This is a genomic window from Streptomyces sp. NPDC006332, from assembly GCF_040612855.1.
Lineage (GTDB): Bacteria > Actinomycetota > Actinomycetes > Streptomycetales > Streptomycetaceae > Streptomyces.
This window is the reverse complement of the sequence record NZ_JBEXRA010000028.1, coordinates 41269-58525: the sequence shown is the minus strand read 5'-3', so window position 1 is coordinate 58525 and position 17257 is coordinate 41269. Positions and strand designations below refer to the sequence as shown.

Genomic DNA, 17257 nt, shown 5'->3' with positions numbered 1-17257 from the left:
GGGCATGCGGGTGGGTCTGGAGCGCGGGCTCGGGGGCCGGGGGCTGTCCCGGGCAGGCCGGTGGCGGCGGGTACGGCGGTCACTTCAGGGCGCCTGACATCGCGAGGGAGTGCAGGAAACGCATGAGGGTCATCAGGGTGTCCCGGCTGGAGGCGCGGCGGCGCGCGTCGCACTCGACGATGGGGATGTCCTCACTCAGGTCGAGCGCGGTGCGCAGTTCCTCGATGGGGTAACGGGGCCCGTCGGGGAAGGTGTTGACGGCGACCACGAACGGCACACCGCGTTCCTCCAGGCGCCCCATGACGTCGAAGCTGACCTCGAGCCGACGGGTGTCGACCAGCACGACCGCACCCAGCGCCCCCTCGAACAGGCCGTTCCACAGGAACCAGAAGCGTTCCTGGCCGGGGGTGCCGAAGAGGTACAGCACGAGCTGATCGGTGATGCTGATGCGGCCGAAGTCCATCGCCACCGTGGTGGCCGTCTTGGTCTCGGAACCGTAGTTGTCGTCGACGCCGACGCCGGCCTGCGTCATGGTCTCCTCGGTGGTCAGCGGTTTGATCTCGCTGACCGAGCCGACCATGGTGGTCTTGCCGACTCCGAAGCCGCCCACGATGACGATCTTCACAGCCGCCTGGGCTGTGTGCGGGAGGTGGTCCTCGGTTCGTGGACCGGTGAGGGTGTCAGAGCTTTTGAAGTCCATGCATCACCGCTTCGAGAAGGGATCGGTCGGCCAGCGCCCGGCGGACGACCGGGGCGCGCGCCGTCACCAGTTCGGCGGTCAGCAGCTCGCTGACCAGCACGGTCACCACACTGAACGGCAGGCCCAGATAGGCCGACAGCTCGGCCACGGACAGCGGGGCCGTGCACAGCCTCAGCAGCGCCGCCTGCTCCGGCGTGGCGGAGGGCGGTGGGTCGGCGCCGGCCACGATCAACGTGACCAGGTCGAGGTCGGTGCGGACGACGCCGTCCGGTCCGGTGATCACGTAGAGCCGCTCGGGGTTCTTCTTCTCCCCCTCGGGCGCCTGCTCCTCGTCCGGCGGGTGGGTCGGCTCGGGGTCCGGCCCGGCGTACGGCACGGGGTCCGGCCGGGAGTGCGGCTCGGGGCGCGGCCCGGCGTGCGGCTCGGGTTCCTGCGTGGGGTGTCGCCGTCGGCGTTGCGGAGGAATCATACGGTCTGCCCGTTGCGCCGCGGCGGGCTGGTGAGATGCGCGCCGATCCGGACGACCAGGTCACTCATGCGGGCACTCATGTAGCCGGGTTCGGCGCGTACGTCGGACAGCACGGCGAGATAGGCGTTGGGGCCCGCGGCCATCAGGTAGAAGTAGCCGCCGTTGATCTCGATGAGGACCATCTTCATCTCGCCCTCGCTGCCCGGGATCTCCTGGGCGACGGCGCCTGCCAGGCTCTGCAGGCCCGCGCAGGCCGCGGCGACGCGGTCGGCTGTGTCGGGGTCGCCGCCGTGGCGGGCGATGCGCAGGCCGTCGGCGGAGAGCACCACGATCATCTGGATGCCCGGCACGCCTTGGGCGAGGTCCTGGAGCATCCAGTCGAAGTTGCCTCGCTGCTGGATCACGTGAGATCCCCCTCGTCGTCGGCCTCGACGCGGGCCGGTTCATCGGTCGGCTGGGTGAATGCGGTGGAGGCCGGGCGCTTGAGTCCGTCGAAGAACGCCTGGACCCACAGGCCGGGCGGGGGCTCGGGCGCCTTCTCCTCGGGTTCGGGTTCGGGCTCACGCCCGGCGGTCGACCAGATGGTCGGCCGGCCCTCCCGTTCGGCCTGCTCGATGGCGGCCTGCTCGGCGTACCGCTGGGTGAGGGAGGTCTTGACCCGGCTGCGGCGCTGCGGCAGTCCGCCCGCGGTCCACTCGGTGACCTCGGGGACGTCGTCCTCCAGGGAGACCGGAGTGACGAACTTCGGACTGGTGGGACGGCGCGTCTTGACCGTGCGCTTGGGACCGGGGAGGGCGCCGAGTTCGGGCTGGGGTACGGCCGTGGCGCCGATGCCGTGGGCGAGTCCGACGCCGGGCTCGGTGGTGAGCATGTCGCTCGGCACGACGAGGATGGCCCGGACCCCGCCGTACGCGGAGGCGCGCAGCGAGACCTGCATGTCGTACGTCCGGCAGAGTCGGCCCACCACGGCGAGGCCCAGGCGGGGGGCCTCGCCGAGGTCCTGCAGGTCGACGCCCGCCATGGCCCGCTCCAGCATGCCCTCGGCACGGGCGCGGGCCTCCTCGCTCAGGCTGACGCCGGCGTCCTCGATCTCGATGCAGACTCCGGTCTGCACCTCGGTGGCGGTGACGTGCACCTTGGTCTGCGGCGGCGAGTAGCGGGTGGCGTTGTCGAGGAGTTCGGCCGCCGCGTGGATGACGGGTTCGACGGCGGTGCCCTTGACGTTGACCTTGGCGATGGAGGACAGGTCGATGCGCCCGTACTCCAGGATCCGGGACATGGCGCCGCGCAGCACGCTGTACAGCGCCACGGGTTCGGGCCACTGGCGTCCGGGGCGACCGCCGCCGAGGACCGAGATGGAGTCGGCGAGCCGGCCGATCAGCGCGGTGCCGTGGTCGAGGCGCAGCAGGTCGTTGAAGACCTCGGGGTTGCGGCCGTGGTCCTCCTCCATCTCGCGGAGTTCGTTGGCCTGCTGGTGGACGATCGCCTGGACGCGACGGGCGATGTTGACGAAGGAGCGCTGCGCGGCGTCGCGCATGACGTCCTCGGTGTCGATGACGTTGAGCAGCTTCTTGAGCAACAGCAGTTGCGCTTCGGGCAGTTCGCGCCACGCGGGTTCGTAGTCACCGAGGTGGCGAATCACCTCTGCGGGGGAATTCCCGCCGCGCAGCAGCTTGAGCGCGGTCGGCAGGACCTCCTTGCCGAGGCGGGTCATCTCCTCGTCGTGGGCGGCGACCCGTCCTTCCAGATACGCACTGTGACGGGCGTGGTCCGCGCGCTGGGCGCGCAGGTTGCGGCCACGGCGGGTCGCTTCGGCCGCCGTGGCGAGCACCAGCAGCGTGGCGACGGCACCGCACCAGCCGACCGCCGCCCTGGCCTGCGCCGTCACCAGTGCGACGGCGGCCCCGGTCGCCGCGGCCATCGCTATGGCGGGCAGCAACAACGCGCGCGTGTAGGGGAGTTCACGGCTTCCTGGAGGAGTTGGAACACTCACCATGTGGGCCCTCTGAAACAAGTCGGCGGGGTGTCGGGGGAGCTTGCGTGCGGGTACGGCACGGGCATGCCGGGATCTTCGATGCGTTTGGGAACAAGCGCACGATTACACCGCAACTCGGTGCGCTGCGAGCGAGCTTAGTCCGACCGGATCATCGTCGTGTCATATTCATCGAGCACCTGAAACGGGGCGCGCGAGGGGAGTACGCTCGAACCCATTTGCACGCTGAGCTTGCATTCACACACGGTGCGTCACGACGTACAGGCGTACGGAAACACTCACCGTGACGAGTGACGTGTCCGTGAGCCGCGGCTCGCCGACTCAGACCCCGACGATGCGCAGGGCCGCGTCCGCCGTCGCCTCCGCGAACACCGAGACGGGCCGCTCGGGGTCGGAGCGGTGGACCAGGATGACGCCCTCGATGAGCCCGAACACCAGGTCCGTGCGGAGGTCGAGCGCGTCCTCGGCGAGCGCGCCGCCGACCGCCGTCGCGGCGATCAACTGCCGGTAGGCGTCCTTGAGTTCGGCGCGCACGGCATGGAAACCGGCGAACCGCTCGGCGCGCACCTCGGGCAGCAGGTACAGGCCGCCGAGGTTGTGCGGCCCCCCGCAGAGCACGTCCACGTCCCCCCGGCACAGCTCCCACAGCCGGTCCTCGGCCGGGACGGAGGCGTCGGCGAGGAGCTCGCGGGCGTAGGCCAGCGAGGGCGCGACGGTGGACTCCAGGAGCCGGGCGAGCAGCTCCTCCTTGCCGGAGACGTAGTGGTACATGGACGCCTGACGCATGCCGGCGCGCTCGGCGACAGCCCGGGTGGAGGTGGCCCCGTAGCCGAGGGTGGTGAACAACTCCGCGGCGGCCGCGAGGAGTTCGGCACGCGGTTCCAGCCCGCTGTCCGGCCGCTGCGCGGCTCGCGGACGGCCGACCCGTCGGCCCCGGTGTGCACCCGCTGTCGCCATACGGTCGATCCTCGCACACCACCCTGCTCGGCGATCTTCGTGAGCGCCCGGTAACCGAGCGGCAACGCGGCGGCAACGCCGGTGACGCGCCTCACGCCTAATTTCTGTCGAGCGACAGAAATAGGGCCAGGCCCCACAAGCCCCCTCAGCCGGAGGTCCCGCGATGGCGACACAGACCACTTACGGAGCCCGAGCCCATGCGCGCGCCCAGGAGGGCACCCGCACCGAGGCGATGCCCGTCGTCCCGGCCGGGGACTGGCCGTCCCCGCCCTGCGAGGCCGGCCACCTGGTGTGGGCCGAGACCGTCGCGGGCGGCAACTACACGCACCGGGTCCTGGCCCGGGGCACCGAGCTGCGGCTGACCGACCTGCGCGGCGACGCCTGCGCCCACCTGCTCCTGTACGCCGCCGACCGGCCCTGGGAGCGGCTGAACGTCGCCGACACGGTGAAGGTCCAGTGGAACGCCTACCTGGGCGAAGGGCAGCTGCTGCTGTCCGACCAGGGCCGGGTCCTCGCCTCGGTTCTCGCCGACACCTCCGGCCGGCACGACACGCTGTGCGGTACCTCCACACTCGTCCGCAACACCGAGCGGTACGGCGACGGCACCCCGCAGGGCCCCTCCCCCGCGGGCCGCGAGCTGTTCAAGCTGGCGGCCGCCAAGAACGGCCTGGAGCCCCGCGACCTGCCACCGTCGCTCTCCTTCTTCCAGGGTGTGCGGGTACGCGAGGACGGCACCCTCGACTTCACCGGTTCGGCAGGTCCCGGCGCGAGCGTGACCCTGCGCGCCGAGCAGGACGTCACCGTACTGATCGCGAACGTGCCGCATCCGGCCGATCCGCGCCCCGAGTACGTCAGCACCCCGCTGGAGGTGCTGGCCTGGCGCGCCGAGCCGACCGGGCCGGGCGATCCCCTGTGGGACGCCGGTCCCGAGGGCCGTCGCGCGTTCCTCAACACCACCGATTTCCTCGCCGCGAGGGGGCTCGCATGAGCACGCAGACGCACCCGCAGTTGAAGACGCGCACCGCCGTGGTCGCCGCGCGTGCCGCGTGGTCGTCCGTCATCCGTGCCGGTGAGACGCTCACCATCACCGACCTGCACGGCAACCAGGCCGTCGACTTCCTCGTCTACGACGCGCACGACACCTCGGTCCGCTACAGCGCGCCCGACACCATCCACGCCCAGGGCGGCATCTTCCTGACCGCGGGCAGCGTGCTGATGTCCAACGAACACACCCCGCTGATGACGGTGGTCGCCGACGACGTGGGCCGCCACGACACGGTCGGCGGCGCCTGCTCCAAGGAGTCGAACACCCTGCGCTACGGCCACCACACCTGGTCGCAGCACGCCTGCGTGGACAACTTCCTCGCCGAGGGCGCCAGGTACGGGCTCGGCAAGCGCGACCTCGTCTCCAACATCAACTGGTACATGAACGTGCCGGTCGAGCCGGACGGCACGCTCGGCATCGTGGACGGCATCTCGGCGCCGGGACTGACCCTGACCCTGCGCGCCGAACGGGACGTCCTGGTGCTGGTGTCCAACTGCCCCCAGATCAACAACCCCTGCAACGGCTTCGATCCGACGGCGGTGCAGATGACGATCACCGAGGCGGGCGCGGCATGACCTTCGAGACGCTGCTGGTCGCCAACCGGGGAGAGATAGCGGTCCGCATCCTGCGCACGGCCCGCGAACTCGGCCTGCGCACGGTCGCCGTGTACTCCGACCCGGACCGCGGCGCGCCCCACGTCCGGCTCGCCGACGAGGCGGTGCGGCTCGGTCCGGCGCCCGCGAAGGAGTCGTACCTCGACGCCGACCTGGTGCTGCGGGCGGCCAAGGACACCGGGGCGGGCGCGATCCACCCGGGTTACGGGTTCCTGTCCGAGGACGCGTCCTTCGCGCGCCGCTGCGAGGACGCCGGGATCGTGTTCGTCGGCCCGACGCCGGAGCAGTTGGAACTGTTCGGCGCCAAGCACACGGCCCGGGCCGCCGCCGAGGCCGCCGGGGTGCCGCTCGCTCCCGGGACCGGGCTGCTGGGCTCACTCGACGAGGCCCTCGACCGGGCCGCGGTCATCGGCTACCCGGTGATGCTCAAGGCGACCGGCGGGGGCGGCGGCATCGGCATGTCGGCCTGTCGATCCGCCGAGGAACTCGCCGACGCCTGGGAGCGGGTGCAGCGCGTCGCCGCCGCCTCCTTCTCGTCCGCCGGGGTCTTCCTGGAACGCCTGGTCGAGCACGCCCGCCATGTCGAGGTGCAGGTCTTCGGCGACGGCAACGGCCGGGTGGTCACCTTCGGCGACCGCGACTGCTCCCTCCAGCGCCGCAACCAGAAGGTCCTGGAGGAGGCCCCGGCCCCAGGGCTGCCGTCGCACCTCCGTGAACGGCTCGCCGCATCCGCGCGCGACCTGTGCGCGTCGATCGGCTACCGCTCCGCCGGCACCGTCGAGTTCGTCTACGACGCCGCCCGCGAGGAGGCGTACTTCCTGGAGGTCAACACCCGCCTCCAGGTGGAACATCCGGTCACCGAGGAGATCTACGGCGTCGATCTGGTCGCCTGGATGCTCCGCCTGGCACGCGGCGAGAAGGACGTCGTGTGCGAGCCGGGCCCGCCCCGCGGCCACGCCGTCGAGGCCCGCCTGTACGCCGAGGACCCGTCCCGTGAACACCGTCCCGGGGCCGGTCTGCTGACCCGGGTGGAGTTCCCGCCGGGCGTCCGCGTCGACGGCTGGGTGGAGACGGGCACCGAGGTGACGACGTCGTACGATCCGATGCTCGCCAAGGTCATCGCGTACGGCCCCGACCGGGCGCACGCGGTGCGACGGCTGGACGAGGCACTGGCCCGCACCCGCGTGGACGGCATCGAGACGAACCTGGGCCTGGTCCGGGCGGCTCTCACGGACCCGGACTTCCGGGAGGCCACCCACTCCACGGCGACCCTGGCCCAGGTGAGCGACCCGACCCCGCGCATCGAGGTCGTCTCCGGCGGCACCCTGACCACCGTGCAGGACTGGCCGGGCCGCACCGGCTACTGGCAGGTCGGCGTTCCGCCGTGCGGTCCGATGGACGAGCGGTCCTTCCGGCTCGGCAACCGGGCCCTGGGCAACGACGAGGGGGCACCGGGACTCGAATGCACCCTCCAGGGGCCGGTGTTGAGGTTCACCCACCCCACCACCGTGTGTGTGACGGGCGCGCCCGCCACGGTCACCGTGGACGGTACGCCGGTCGCGCGCTGGGAGCCGCTGACGGTGCCCGCGGGGGCCGTACTCGAGGTCGGCGCGCCCCTCGAGCACGGCCTGCGGACGTATGTGCTGTTCGCCGGGGGTCTCGACGTACCCGCCTTCCTCGGCAGCGCGAGCACCTTCACCCTGGGCCGCTTCGGCGGACACGGCGGCCGGGCACTGCGCACGGGTGACGTCCTGCACGCCGGTGCGGTGACCACGGGCGCCGACCAGACGGCCGAGGCCGGCCCGGTGCCCCTCGAAGACCGCCCGGAGTTCACCGCCGTATGGCATGTGGGCGCCGTCGAGGGCCCGCACGCCGCGCCGGAGTTCTTCACCGAGGACGACATCCACGACTTCTACGCCGCCGACTGGAAGGTCCACTTCAACTCGGCCCGTACCGGTGTCCGCCTGGTCGGCCCGAAGCCGCGCTGGGCCCGCGCCGACGGCGGCGAGGCGGGCCTGCACCCGTCCAACATCCACGACACCCCCTACTCCGTCGGTGCCGTCGACTACACGGGCGACATGCCGGTGCTGCTCGGCCCGGACGGCCCGTCGCTCGGCGGCTTCGTCTGTCCGGCGACGGTGCTCAGCACCGAGCGCTGGAAGCTGGGCCAGCTGCGCCCGGGCGACACGGTGCGCTTCGTGCCGGTGGACGTGTCGGGCGGACCCCGCGCGGCCATCGTGGACGGCGGCATCCTGGCCCGGGACGGCGATGTGACCTACCGCCGCAGCGGCGACGACAACCTGCTCGTCGAGTTCGGCCCGATGCAGCTCGACCTGGCCCTGCGGATGCGGGTCCACGCGCTGATGGAGAGCGTGGCCGCGCAGGGCCCGGAGGGTATCACCGACCTCACTCCGGGCATCCGCTCACTCCAGATCCAGGCCGACCCACGGCGTCTGCCGCAGCACGAACTCCTCGCCGCGGTACGGGAGATCACCGCCTCCCTCCCCCCGAGCGACCAACTCGTCGTCCCGTCCCGCACCGTCCACCTCCCCCTGTCCTGGGACGACCCGGCGACCCGCGAGGCGATCGCCCGCTACATGGCGGGCGTCCGCGACGACGCGCCCTGGTGCCCCTGGAACATCGAGTTCATCCGCCGGGTGAACGGCCTGGAGTCGGTGGACGACGTGTACCGCACGGTCTTCGACGCCGAGTACCTCGTACTGGGCCTGGGCGACGTGTATCTGGGCGCCCCCGTGGCCACCCCGCTGGACCCCCGCCACCGCCTGGTGACGACCAAGTACAACCCGGCACGCACCTGGACGGCGGAGAACTCCGTCGGCATCGGCGGGGCGTATCTGTGCGTCTACGGCATGGAGGGCCCCGGCGGCTACCAGTTCGTGGGCCGGACCACCCAGGTCTGGTCGGGCTGGCAGCAGCGCGGCGCGTTCGAGCCGGGTTCGCCCTGGCTGCTGCGCTTCTTCGACCGCATCAAGTGGTATCCGGTCGACGCCGACGAACTGCTCGACCTGCGCGCCGACATCACCTCCGGCCGCTTCGTGCCCCGTGTCGAGGAGGGCACGTTCTCGCTGGCCGAGTACCAGGCGTTCCTGGCCGCCGACGCCGAATCCATCGCCGAGTTCAGGTCCCGGCAGCAGGCCGCGTTCGCCGCGGAGCGGGACGCGTGGCAGGCGGCGGGCGAGTTCACCCGGGCCGAGGCGGCTGCCGCACCGGCCGCTCCCCCGGCCGAGGTCACCGTCCCGCCCGGCGGGCGGCTCGTCGAGGCCGAGTTCGCGGCGTCCGTCTGGCAGCTGAACGTCGAGCCCGGCGACGAGGTGACGGCCGGTCAGCCACTGCTCGCGCTGGAGGCGATGAAGATGGAGTCCCGGGTGCACGCGCCGATGGACGGCGTGGTGGCCGAGGTCCTGGCCCGGCCCGGGGACCAGGTGGAGGCGGGGACGGCACTGGTCGTCCTGGTCTCGGCCGCGAACTGACGGAGGAACCAGGAATGTCCAGCACTCTCTCGCGCGTCCGCGCCGCCTACGCCCGCGTCGAGGCCGTGGACCGGCCCGAGATATGGATCGACCTGCGCCCGCGGGTCGAGGTCGAGGCGGAGGCCCGCAGGCTCGACGAGCTCGTCGCCACCGGCGAACCACGTCCCCTCGCCGGCCGCCTGTTCGCCGTCAAGGGGAACATCGACGTGGCGGGCCTGCCCACGACCGCGGGCTGCCCGTCGTACGCCTACCGGCCCGAGGCCGACGCGCCGGTCGTCGCCCGCCTGCGCGCGGCGGGCGCCATCGTCGTGGGCACCACGAACCTGGATCAGTTCGCGACCGGGCTGGTCGGTACCCGCTCCCCGCACGGCGCGGTACGGGCAGCGCACGATCCGACCAGGATCAGCGGCGGCTCCAGCTCCGGCTCGGCCGTCGCGGTGGCCCTCGGCATCGTCGACTTCGCGCTGGGCACCGACACCGCGGGCTCGGGCCGTGTCCCGGCCGCCTTCAACGGCATCGTCGGCCTCAAGCCCACCCGGGGCCTGGTCCCGACCACCGGCGTGGTCCCGGCCTGCGCCTCCCTGGACTGCGTGACGGTCTTCGCCCGCACCCTCCCCGAGGCCGAGCAGGCCCTGGCCCACATGGCGTCCCCGCCCGACCGTTACCTCCCCCCGCTCCCCCAGCGGACCTCGGGACCCTGGCGCGTGGCCGTCCCGGCGCGGGCACAGCTCGGCGAGCTGGACGAGGGCTGGGCGCAGGCCTACGAGGCGGCGGTGGACCAGCTCGTCGCCGCGGGCGCATCGGTGCGGGAGATCGACCTGAGCCCCTTCACCCAGGCCGCGGCGATGCTGTACGAGGGCGCGTTCGTCGCCGAGCGCTACGCGGCCGTAGGTGACTTTGTCGACAAAGCCCTGGCCGGGAACGACACGTGCCTGGACCCCACCGTCGCCGGCATCATCACCCGCGCCCGCGACATCCCGGCCCACCAGCTGTACGCCGACACCGACCGCCTGACCGCCCTGCGCGGCCGCGCCCTGGCCGCGCTCGCCGACGCGGACGCCCTGCTGCTGCCCACCGCCCCCGGCCACCCCACCCTCGCCGAGGTCGCCGCCGACCCCCTGGGCTCCAACGCCCGCCTGGGCCGCTTCACCAACTCCACCAACCTGTTCGACCTGGCCGCAGTGGCCGTACCGGCCGGCGAGGTGAACGGTCTGCCCTTCGGCGTGATGCTGATCGGCCCGGCGTTCACCGACGAACGCCTGGCGCGCATCGCGCGGCTGCTCCAGCCGGAGACCCGACTGGCGGTGGTGGGCGCCCACCTCACGGGCCAGCCCCTCAACCCCCAACTGCTCTCGCTGGGCGCCCGCCTCGACCGTACGACGACCACGGCCCCGGTCTACCGCCTGCACGCCCTGCGAACCGATCCGCCGAAGCCGGGCCTCGTTCACGTAGGCGAGGGTGGCGCGGCGATCGAGACGGAGGTGTGGCGGCTCCCGGCGGAGGGTCTGGGCCGCCTGCTGGCCGCACTCCCCCGCCCAATGACCCTGGGCAGCGTGGACCTGGCGGACGGCACCAGCGTGCCGGGTTTCCTGTGCGAACCGAGCGCCCTGACGGACGCCGAGGACATCACGCGGTACGGCAGCTGGCGCGCCTACCGGAACCGCTGAAGTGGCGTGCACCCCAACTCCCTCAGGGGCGCGGGGCTGCATCCATGTGCGGCTCCGCCGCGTGGGCGCGATCAACCACAGCGCACCCGCACCCGCCACAAAACCCGTCACCCGACCGACGAGTAGGCCACGACCCCCCGCAGCAACCCGTCAACCGCCTTCCGCGCGGCCTTCGCCACGGTCGACCCCTCCGCGGCGGACGCCGCCGAGATCTGCCCGAGCACGTCGATCACCTGCTTGCACCAGCGCACGAAGTCCCCCGCCGGCATCTCCGCCTCACGCAGCACCTCGTCGAGGCCCTTCCCGGACGCCCACATGTACGCGGCCCAGGCGAATCCGAGATCGGGCTCGCGCTGCCCCACGCCCTCGCTCTGGGTGATCCGGAACTCCTCCTCCATGGCGTCCAGGCGCCCCCAGATCCGCACCATCTCCCCGAGCGCGGCCTTGGCCTTGCCCGACGGCAGCTTCGGCGCCATCGCGTCGTCACCGGCCCGCGACTCGTACACCAGCGCCGAGACACACGCGGCGAGTTCGGCCGGGCCGAGCCCCTCCCACACGCCCGCGCGCAGGCATTCGCTGCACAGCAGGTCGAGTTCGCCGTACAGCCGGGCGAGGCGCTTGCCGTGCTCGGTGACCTCGTCACCGCGCAGGTAGTCCAGCTCGGTCAGCAACGCGACGATGCGGTCAAACGTACGGGCGATGGTGTTCGTCCGGCCCTCGATGCGCCGCTCCAGCTGCGAGGTGTCCCGCAGCAGCCGGTGGTAGCGCTCGGCCCAACGCGCGTGGTCCTCACGATCGCTGCAGCCATGGCAGGGGTGCGCCCGGATCTCCGTACGCAGCCGGGCGATCTGCCGGTCGTCGGCGGCCTGGGCGCGCTTCTTGCGGGCCCGCTCCGGCGGGATGTGCCCGGCCTTCGTGCGCAGCGCCGAGGCGAGGTCCCTACGGGACTGCGGTGAGCGCGGGTTGAACGACTTCGGGATGCGCATCCGCTCCAGCGGCTCCACGGGCACCGGGAAGTCCATCGACGCGAGCCGCTTGACCTGCCGCTCGGCGGTCAGCACCAGCGGGCGCGGGCCGTCGTGGTGCTCGAAACCCCGGTGGCCGTTGGACCGCCCGGCCGACAGCCCGGGGTCCAGCACCAGCGCGAGGCCCGCGTACTTGCCGGTCGGGACATGGATGACGTCACCCGGCTTGAGCTTCTCCAGCGCGACGGCGGCCTCGGCGCGCCGCTGACTGGCGCCCTGCTTCGCCAACTCGGTCTCGCGGTCCTTGAGTTCGCGACGCAGTCGCGCGTACTCCTCGAAGTCACCGAGGTGGCAGGTCATGGAGTCCTTGTAGCCCTCCAGCCCCTCCTCGTTGCGCTGCACCTGCCGGGAGATCCCGACGACCGACTTGTCGGCCTGGAACTGCGCGAAAGACGTCTCCAGGAGCTCACGCGAGCGGTGCCGGCCGAACTGCTCGACCAGGTTGACCGCCATGTTGTACGACGGCTTGAAGCTGGAGCGCAGCGGATAGGTGCGGGTGCCGGCCAGTCCCGCCAGGTGCTCGGGGCTCGACCCGCGCTGCCACAGCACCACCGCGTGACCCTCGATGTCGATGCCACGCCGGCCCGCACGCCCCGTCAACTGCGTGTACTCGCCCGGAGTGATGTCGGCGTGCTGCTCGCCGTTCCACTTGACGAGCTTCTCCAACACCACCGACCGCGCGGGCATGTTGATGCCCAGAGCGAGTGTCTCGGTCGCGAACACGGCCTTCACCAGGCCGCGCAGGAACAGTTCCTCCACGACTTCCTTGAAGGTCGGCAGCATGCCCGCGTGGTGGGCGGCGATACCGCGCTCCAGGCCTTCCAGCCACTCGTAGTACCCGAGGACGTGCAGGTCCTCGGTAGGAATGGAGGCCGTGCGTTCCTCGACCAGGGCACGCACCTTCCCCCGCGCCTCGTCGTCGTTGAGCCGAAGACCCGCGTACAGGCACTGCTGTACGGCGGCCTCGCAGGCGGCACGGCTGAAGATGAACGTGATGGCGGGCAGCAGGCCCTCCGCGTCCAGCCGTTCGATCACCTCGGGACGGCTCGGTGTCCAGACCCGCGAACGCTGTCGGCGTTCGCGCTCCCGGTCGGCCTCCCGCATGGCGCGGCCCCGCCTGCGGTCCTGGTACGACGGACGCTGCGCCTCCATGCGGGCCAGCCGCGTGAGGTCGGGGTTGACGGCCTTCTTCTGGCCCTCGCCCTCCTCGAACAGGTCGTACATCCGCCGCCCGGCGAGCACATGCTGGAACAGCGGCACGGGCCGGTGTTCGGAGACGATCACCTCGGTGTCGCCGCGGACCGTGTCGAGCCAGTCGCCGAACTCCTCCGCGTTCGACACGGTGGCCGACAGCGAGACCAGGGTGACCGATTCGGGGAGGTGGATGATCACTTCCTCCCATACGGCGCCACGGAAGCGGTCGGAGAGGTAGTGCACCTCGTCCATCACCACGTACCCGAGGCCGATCAGGGTCTGTGAGCCCGCGTACAGCATGTTGCGCAGTACCTCGGTGGTCATCACGACCACCGGGGCGTCGGAGTTGACGCTGTTGTCGCCGGTGAGCAGGCCGACCTTGTCCGCTCCGTACCGGCGGCAGAGGTCGGCGTACTTCTGGTTCGAGAGCGCCTTGATGGGGGTCGTGTAGAAGCACTTCTTGCCCTGCTGGAGGGCGAGGTGGACGGCGAACTCGCCGACGATCGTCTTGCCGGATCCGGTGGGTGCGGCCACCAGGACGCCCTTGCCGGCTTCGAGCGCCTGGCAGGCCTCGATCTGGAAGGGGTCGAGGCCGAAGTCGTACATCTCGCGGAAGTCGGCGAGCGCGGTGGCCTGCTCCACAGCACGCCTACGGGCTGCCGCGTACCGCTCGGCCGGTGAGAGGTCCTCTGTCATCGTGCTTTCGAGCGTACCGGGCGCCACTGACATCGGACGATCATTATCCGGATCCGAATCCGGCGGCCAACTGTGTGACTGCCACGTACTACCTCACCGACAACGCCGAGGGCATCCACAACGGCCCTTTGTTCTCCTGGGCCGCCCTGGTCCCATCCGTGGTCACGGCCCCGCGGTCCGGCTCAGGTGACGTCGTCGTAACCGTTGACCACGGAGGTACCCTCGGCGCTCCCGCTCGCCTGGTGGGGCAGGGCCTTGGAGGCGGACACGGATTCGACCTCGCCGACGGCCTCCGGCGTGAGGTCGAGAGGCGATGCCTCGTCGTCGTCCAGTTCGGCGTCGGGATCGGCGCGCCTGCGACGCCGGTCGTTCAGCAGGGAGATTCCGACCGCAATGAAGTAAAGGATCACGATCGGTCCGGCGAGCGCGATCATGCCGAAGGGGTCGGTGGTCGGGGTCGCCACGGCGCCGAAGATGAAGACGCCCATGACCACACCACGCCACCATCCGGCCATTCGGCGTCCGGTCACCATGCCGCTGAAGTTGAGCATGACGAGCAGCAGGGGCAGCTCGAAAGCGGCGCCGAAGACGAGGATCATCCTGACGATGAAGTCCAGGATCTTGTCCATCGGGAGGATGTTCGCCGAGCCGTCGGGCGTGATCCCGAGGAGCACGCGCATGCTGATCGGCAGGACGCTGTAGGCCAGCGCGGCTCCGCCCAGGAAGAGCGGCACGGCCGCGGTCACGAACCAGTACGTGTACTTGCGCTCATGCTTGTGCAGCCCCGGCGCGACGAACGCCCAGAGCTGGTAGAGCCAGACCGGACTCGAAATGATGATGCCCGCCATGAAGCACACCTTCACCGTGGTGGTGAAGGGTGACAGCAGGTCGGTGTACGCGATGACCGCGCACGTGCCGCCCGTGGACTCACCCAGTCCGCTGGTACAACGCGGGACGGGGTCCATCAGGAAGTTCATCAGCTCCTGGCTGTAGAAGGCGACCACCACGGACACGACCGTGATCGCCAACATGCCCTTCGCGAGCCGGTTGCGGAGCTCACGAAGGTGCTCCGCGAGGGGCATCCGCCCCTCGGGGTCCTTCTCCTTCTTGCGGGCAGGCTTCAGCAACCCACGTTCCCATCTCGTGCGGCGGGCCGGAGGTCACCGGCCCTGCGTCAGCGCTTGGCGGTGTCCGTCGGCTCGGTGACCGGGCGCGAGCTGGTCACGTCGCCGGGGGAGGCCTGGATGGTGCGCTGAACCGGGGGCTGCTGGTCGTCGTTCGGCGGGGCCGCGGCCGTGGACGCGTTGTCCTGGCCCTCGGACTTCATCGCCTTGGCCTCGCTCTTCAGGATGCGGGCGGACTTGCCGAGCGACCGAGCCATGTCCGGAAGCTTCTTCGCGCCGAACAGCAGAATGACGATGACGAGGATGAGAATGATCTCTGTGGGGCCGAGCCTACCCATAGCTTTTACCTTCTTCACCGAGGCGACAGGAAGTTCTTGTGTTCGCACAGTCGGACAGAGGTCCGACCAGTTGGCTTTGGGCGATCGTAACCCGCAGGAGTAAACGTCAGGCAATGTCTGTGCGTACTCCATTTTCGGCCCGCGCCTCGTCGTCAGGCCGTGTCAATGAGCGTACCTGGCCCGGGTGAGAAGTTGACAAGGCGAAGGGCCACAATCCCGCAGGAACCGCAACTCACAGGGCGTCCACAGAGCGGGCCGCGCTCACGGTCGCCCGCTCCAGGTCCTCGGCGGCGCGGTTGATACGCCGGGCGGAGTCCGTGACCTGCCTGCCCAGACGCTGCGCCTCCAGAAACACCCGGACCGCGAAAACTCCGAGAACAGCCAGACCCAGAAAACCCACCGCTACCGCGAACATCGGCCAGAACATGAGCCGAGCCTAGACCGTCCGGCCGGGCGGCTGGCGCCGAAGGGTGTGCAGCGGTCCGCGCCGGCGGGGGCCTACGGGGATTGCAGCCGCAGCGTGCTGACCCCTCCGCCGGTGAGGAGTTCCACGATCCGCTCGCCGGCGGGCTTGCGGACCGAGGCACCGCACTCGGGGCAGGTGAAGGAGTAGAACGTGGTGCGGCTGCTGGCGCCGATCGCGAGACGCAGGGCGCTCGCGGCGAGCTCGACGCGACCCCGGCAGTCCGGGCAGCCGGCCTTGAACGTCACCGGCGTCACGCTTCTCATCCCGGCGAACGCGGACGCCACCGTCATGTCCGCACCGGACGTCGACGACTCGCTCAAAGCCCCTGCTCCTCTTCTTGTGGGCGTCCGTCAGCCGCCGGGGCACCACCGCCGGTGGTGCGGGGAGACCGTGCTCAGCCCCTCGGGTCACCGAGCGGTCTCCCGCCACGGCCGGCACACCCCCGCGGCTCACTTCCGCCTGTCGTACTGCCCGTCACGCATGCGCCTCGACCCCGTCGTACCCCGCCAACGCCTCGCGGGCCGCCTCCCGGGCGCTGTCGGCGAGGTCCCGCGGCGACACGATCCGGCCATCCTGCCCGAGACGCAGCGCCAGCCGTCTCAGGGATGCCGGATCCGGGGTCCGCAAGGTGATACGCAGCCCACCGTCCGCAAGCTCATCCGCACTGTCGTGCGGGTAGTACTCGGCGACCCAGCGACCACCCGGGCCGACCTCGACGACGACCTCCGGATCCTCCGCGGCGGGCTGCACCAACGCCTCGGACAGGTCCCGCAGCTCGATCTCGGGCGGCGCGGACGGCTCGTCGAGGATCTTGATCTCGGCGACCCGGTCCAGCCGGAAGGTGCGGCGCGCCTCGGAACGCCGGCACCAGGCCTCCACGTAGGTGTGACCCACGCTGACCAGCCGGATCGGGTCGATCTCGCGCTCGGTGACCTCGTCCCGGGCGGGCGAGTAGTAGCGGATCCACAGGCGGCGCCGCTCGGAGATCGCCCGGTCGACGTCCGCGAAGACCCCGCCCTCGGACTCGAAGGTGACGGACAGCCGGGAACTGGCGCCCGCCTGCTCACCGGCCGCGGCCTCCACCTTGGCGGTCGCCCGCAGCAGTGCCTGCCGGTCGCTCTCCCGCAGGCCCGGCAGTGTGGACACCGCGCGGGCGGCGACCAACAACGCGGTCGCCTCGTCGGCGGCCAGCCGCAGCGGCTCGGCGGCCTCCGCCCCGAGGGCGGCTGGATTGTGCCACCAGATCCGCTCCCCGTCGGTGTCGATGTCGAGCAGGTCCCCGCCCCGGAAACTGGTGCCGCACATGGGCAGGATGTCGAGGTCGGAGACCAGTTCGTCCTCGGTGATCCCGAAGGCACGGGCCACATCCTCGACCCGGGCCCCGGGCCGCTCCCTCAGATACGTCACCAGGGACAGCATCCGCCGGGTCTGGTCGATGGCGTTGCCCGGCCTGGCCGGCTTTCCCACCACGTTCTCCG

Annotated in this window: 15 protein-coding genes; 4 read left to right on the top strand and 11 right to left on the bottom strand. The window is 71.2% G+C overall.

What is annotated here, in order from left to right; all coding sequences use genetic code 11:
* Positions 1-79: 79 nt before the first annotated feature.
* From ABZ027_RS24435 to ABZ027_RS24415, 5 genes are all read right to left on the bottom strand, one after another.
* Positions 80-700 (bottom strand): ATP/GTP-binding protein, encoded by a 621-nt coding sequence (locus tag ABZ027_RS24435; protein WP_356771757.1) that lies wholly within the window; start codon positions 698-700, stop codon positions 80-82.
* Positions 681-1169, bottom strand: coding sequence for a DUF742 domain-containing protein (locus ABZ027_RS24430; RefSeq protein WP_356771755.1), 489 nt, complete (start codon positions 1167-1169; stop codon positions 681-683). The genes ABZ027_RS24435 and ABZ027_RS24430 overlap by 20 nt, the downstream gene beginning before the upstream one ends.
* Positions 1166-1573 carry a roadblock/LC7 domain-containing protein gene (locus tag ABZ027_RS24425; protein ID WP_356771753.1) on the bottom strand — a complete coding sequence of 136 codons (408 nt, stop codon included), beginning with the start codon at positions 1571-1573 and terminating at the stop codon, positions 1166-1168. The genes ABZ027_RS24430 and ABZ027_RS24425 overlap by 4 nt, the downstream gene beginning before the upstream one ends.
* The gene (locus ABZ027_RS24420; protein WP_356771751.1) at positions 1570-3165 is read right to left on the bottom strand and encodes an ATP-binding protein; all 1596 of its coding nucleotides are present in this window, start codon (positions 3163-3165) and stop codon (positions 1570-1572) included. The genes ABZ027_RS24425 and ABZ027_RS24420 overlap by 4 nt, the downstream gene beginning before the upstream one ends.
* Positions 3166-3483: 318 nt before the next feature.
* Positions 3484-4119 (bottom strand): TetR/AcrR family transcriptional regulator, encoded by a 636-nt coding sequence (locus tag ABZ027_RS24415; protein ID WP_356771749.1) that lies wholly within the window; start codon positions 4117-4119, stop codon positions 3484-3486.
* Positions 4120-4282: 163 nt separating this feature from the next.
* Here ABZ027_RS24415 and ABZ027_RS24410 point away from each other — a divergent pair, with 163 nt between their 5' ends.
* The 4 genes from ABZ027_RS24410 to atzF are packed head-to-tail and all read left to right on the top strand — an operon-like array spanning position 4283 to position 10936.
* Positions 4283-5107 (top strand): urea amidolyase associated protein UAAP1, encoded by an 825-nt coding sequence (locus ABZ027_RS24410; protein WP_356771747.1) that lies wholly within the window; start codon positions 4283-4285, stop codon positions 5105-5107.
* On the top strand, positions 5104-5739 hold the full coding sequence (locus ABZ027_RS24405) for an urea amidolyase associated protein UAAP2 (protein ID WP_356771745.1): 636 nt from the start codon (positions 5104-5106) through the stop codon (positions 5737-5739). Before ABZ027_RS24410 ends, ABZ027_RS24405 begins: the two co-directional genes overlap by 4 nt.
* The gene (locus tag ABZ027_RS24400) at positions 5736-9269 is read left to right on the top strand and encodes a 5-oxoprolinase/urea amidolyase family protein (protein WP_356771743.1); all 3534 of its coding nucleotides are present in this window, start codon (positions 5736-5738) and stop codon (positions 9267-9269) included. The genes ABZ027_RS24405 and ABZ027_RS24400 overlap by 4 nt, the downstream gene beginning before the upstream one ends.
* Before the next feature lie 14 nt (positions 9270-9283).
* Positions 9284-10936: an allophanate hydrolase gene (atzF, locus tag ABZ027_RS24395; RefSeq protein WP_356771741.1), complete on the top strand. Its 1653-nt coding sequence runs from the start codon at positions 9284-9286 to the stop codon at positions 10934-10936.
* A gap of 107 nt (positions 10937-11043) precedes the next feature.
* Here the strand turns inward: atzF and ABZ027_RS24390 are convergent, their stop codons facing one another.
* The 6 genes from ABZ027_RS24390 to ABZ027_RS24365 form a co-directional block, all read right to left on the bottom strand.
* Complete coding sequence (locus ABZ027_RS24390; RefSeq protein WP_356771739.1) at positions 11044-13851, bottom strand: DEAD/DEAH box helicase; 2808 nt, start codon at positions 13849-13851, stop codon at positions 11044-11046.
* Positions 13852-14033: 182 nt separating this feature from the next.
* Positions 14034-14933 carry a twin-arginine translocase subunit TatC gene (tatC, locus tag ABZ027_RS24385; RefSeq protein WP_356771860.1) on the bottom strand — a complete coding sequence of 300 codons (900 nt, stop codon included), beginning with the start codon at positions 14931-14933 and terminating at the stop codon, positions 14034-14036.
* Positions 14934-15025: 92 nt separating this feature from the next.
* Entirely contained in the window at positions 15026-15313 is a 288-nt protein-coding gene (tatA, locus tag ABZ027_RS24380) for a Sec-independent protein translocase subunit TatA (protein WP_356771737.1), read from the bottom strand.
* Between the two features lie 232 nt (positions 15314-15545).
* Positions 15546-15740: a hypothetical protein gene (locus tag ABZ027_RS24375; protein WP_356771735.1), complete on the bottom strand. Its 195-nt coding sequence runs from the start codon at positions 15738-15740 to the stop codon at positions 15546-15548.
* Between the two features lie 71 nt (positions 15741-15811).
* Positions 15812-16099, bottom strand: a complete 288-nt coding sequence (locus tag ABZ027_RS24370; protein WP_356771733.1) for a hypothetical protein — start codon at positions 16097-16099, stop codon at positions 15812-15814.
* Between the two features lie 154 nt (positions 16100-16253).
* Entirely contained in the window at positions 16254-17249 is a 996-nt protein-coding gene (locus tag ABZ027_RS24365; protein ID WP_356771731.1) for a WYL domain-containing protein, read from the bottom strand.
* Positions 17250-17257: the final 8 nt, after the last annotated feature.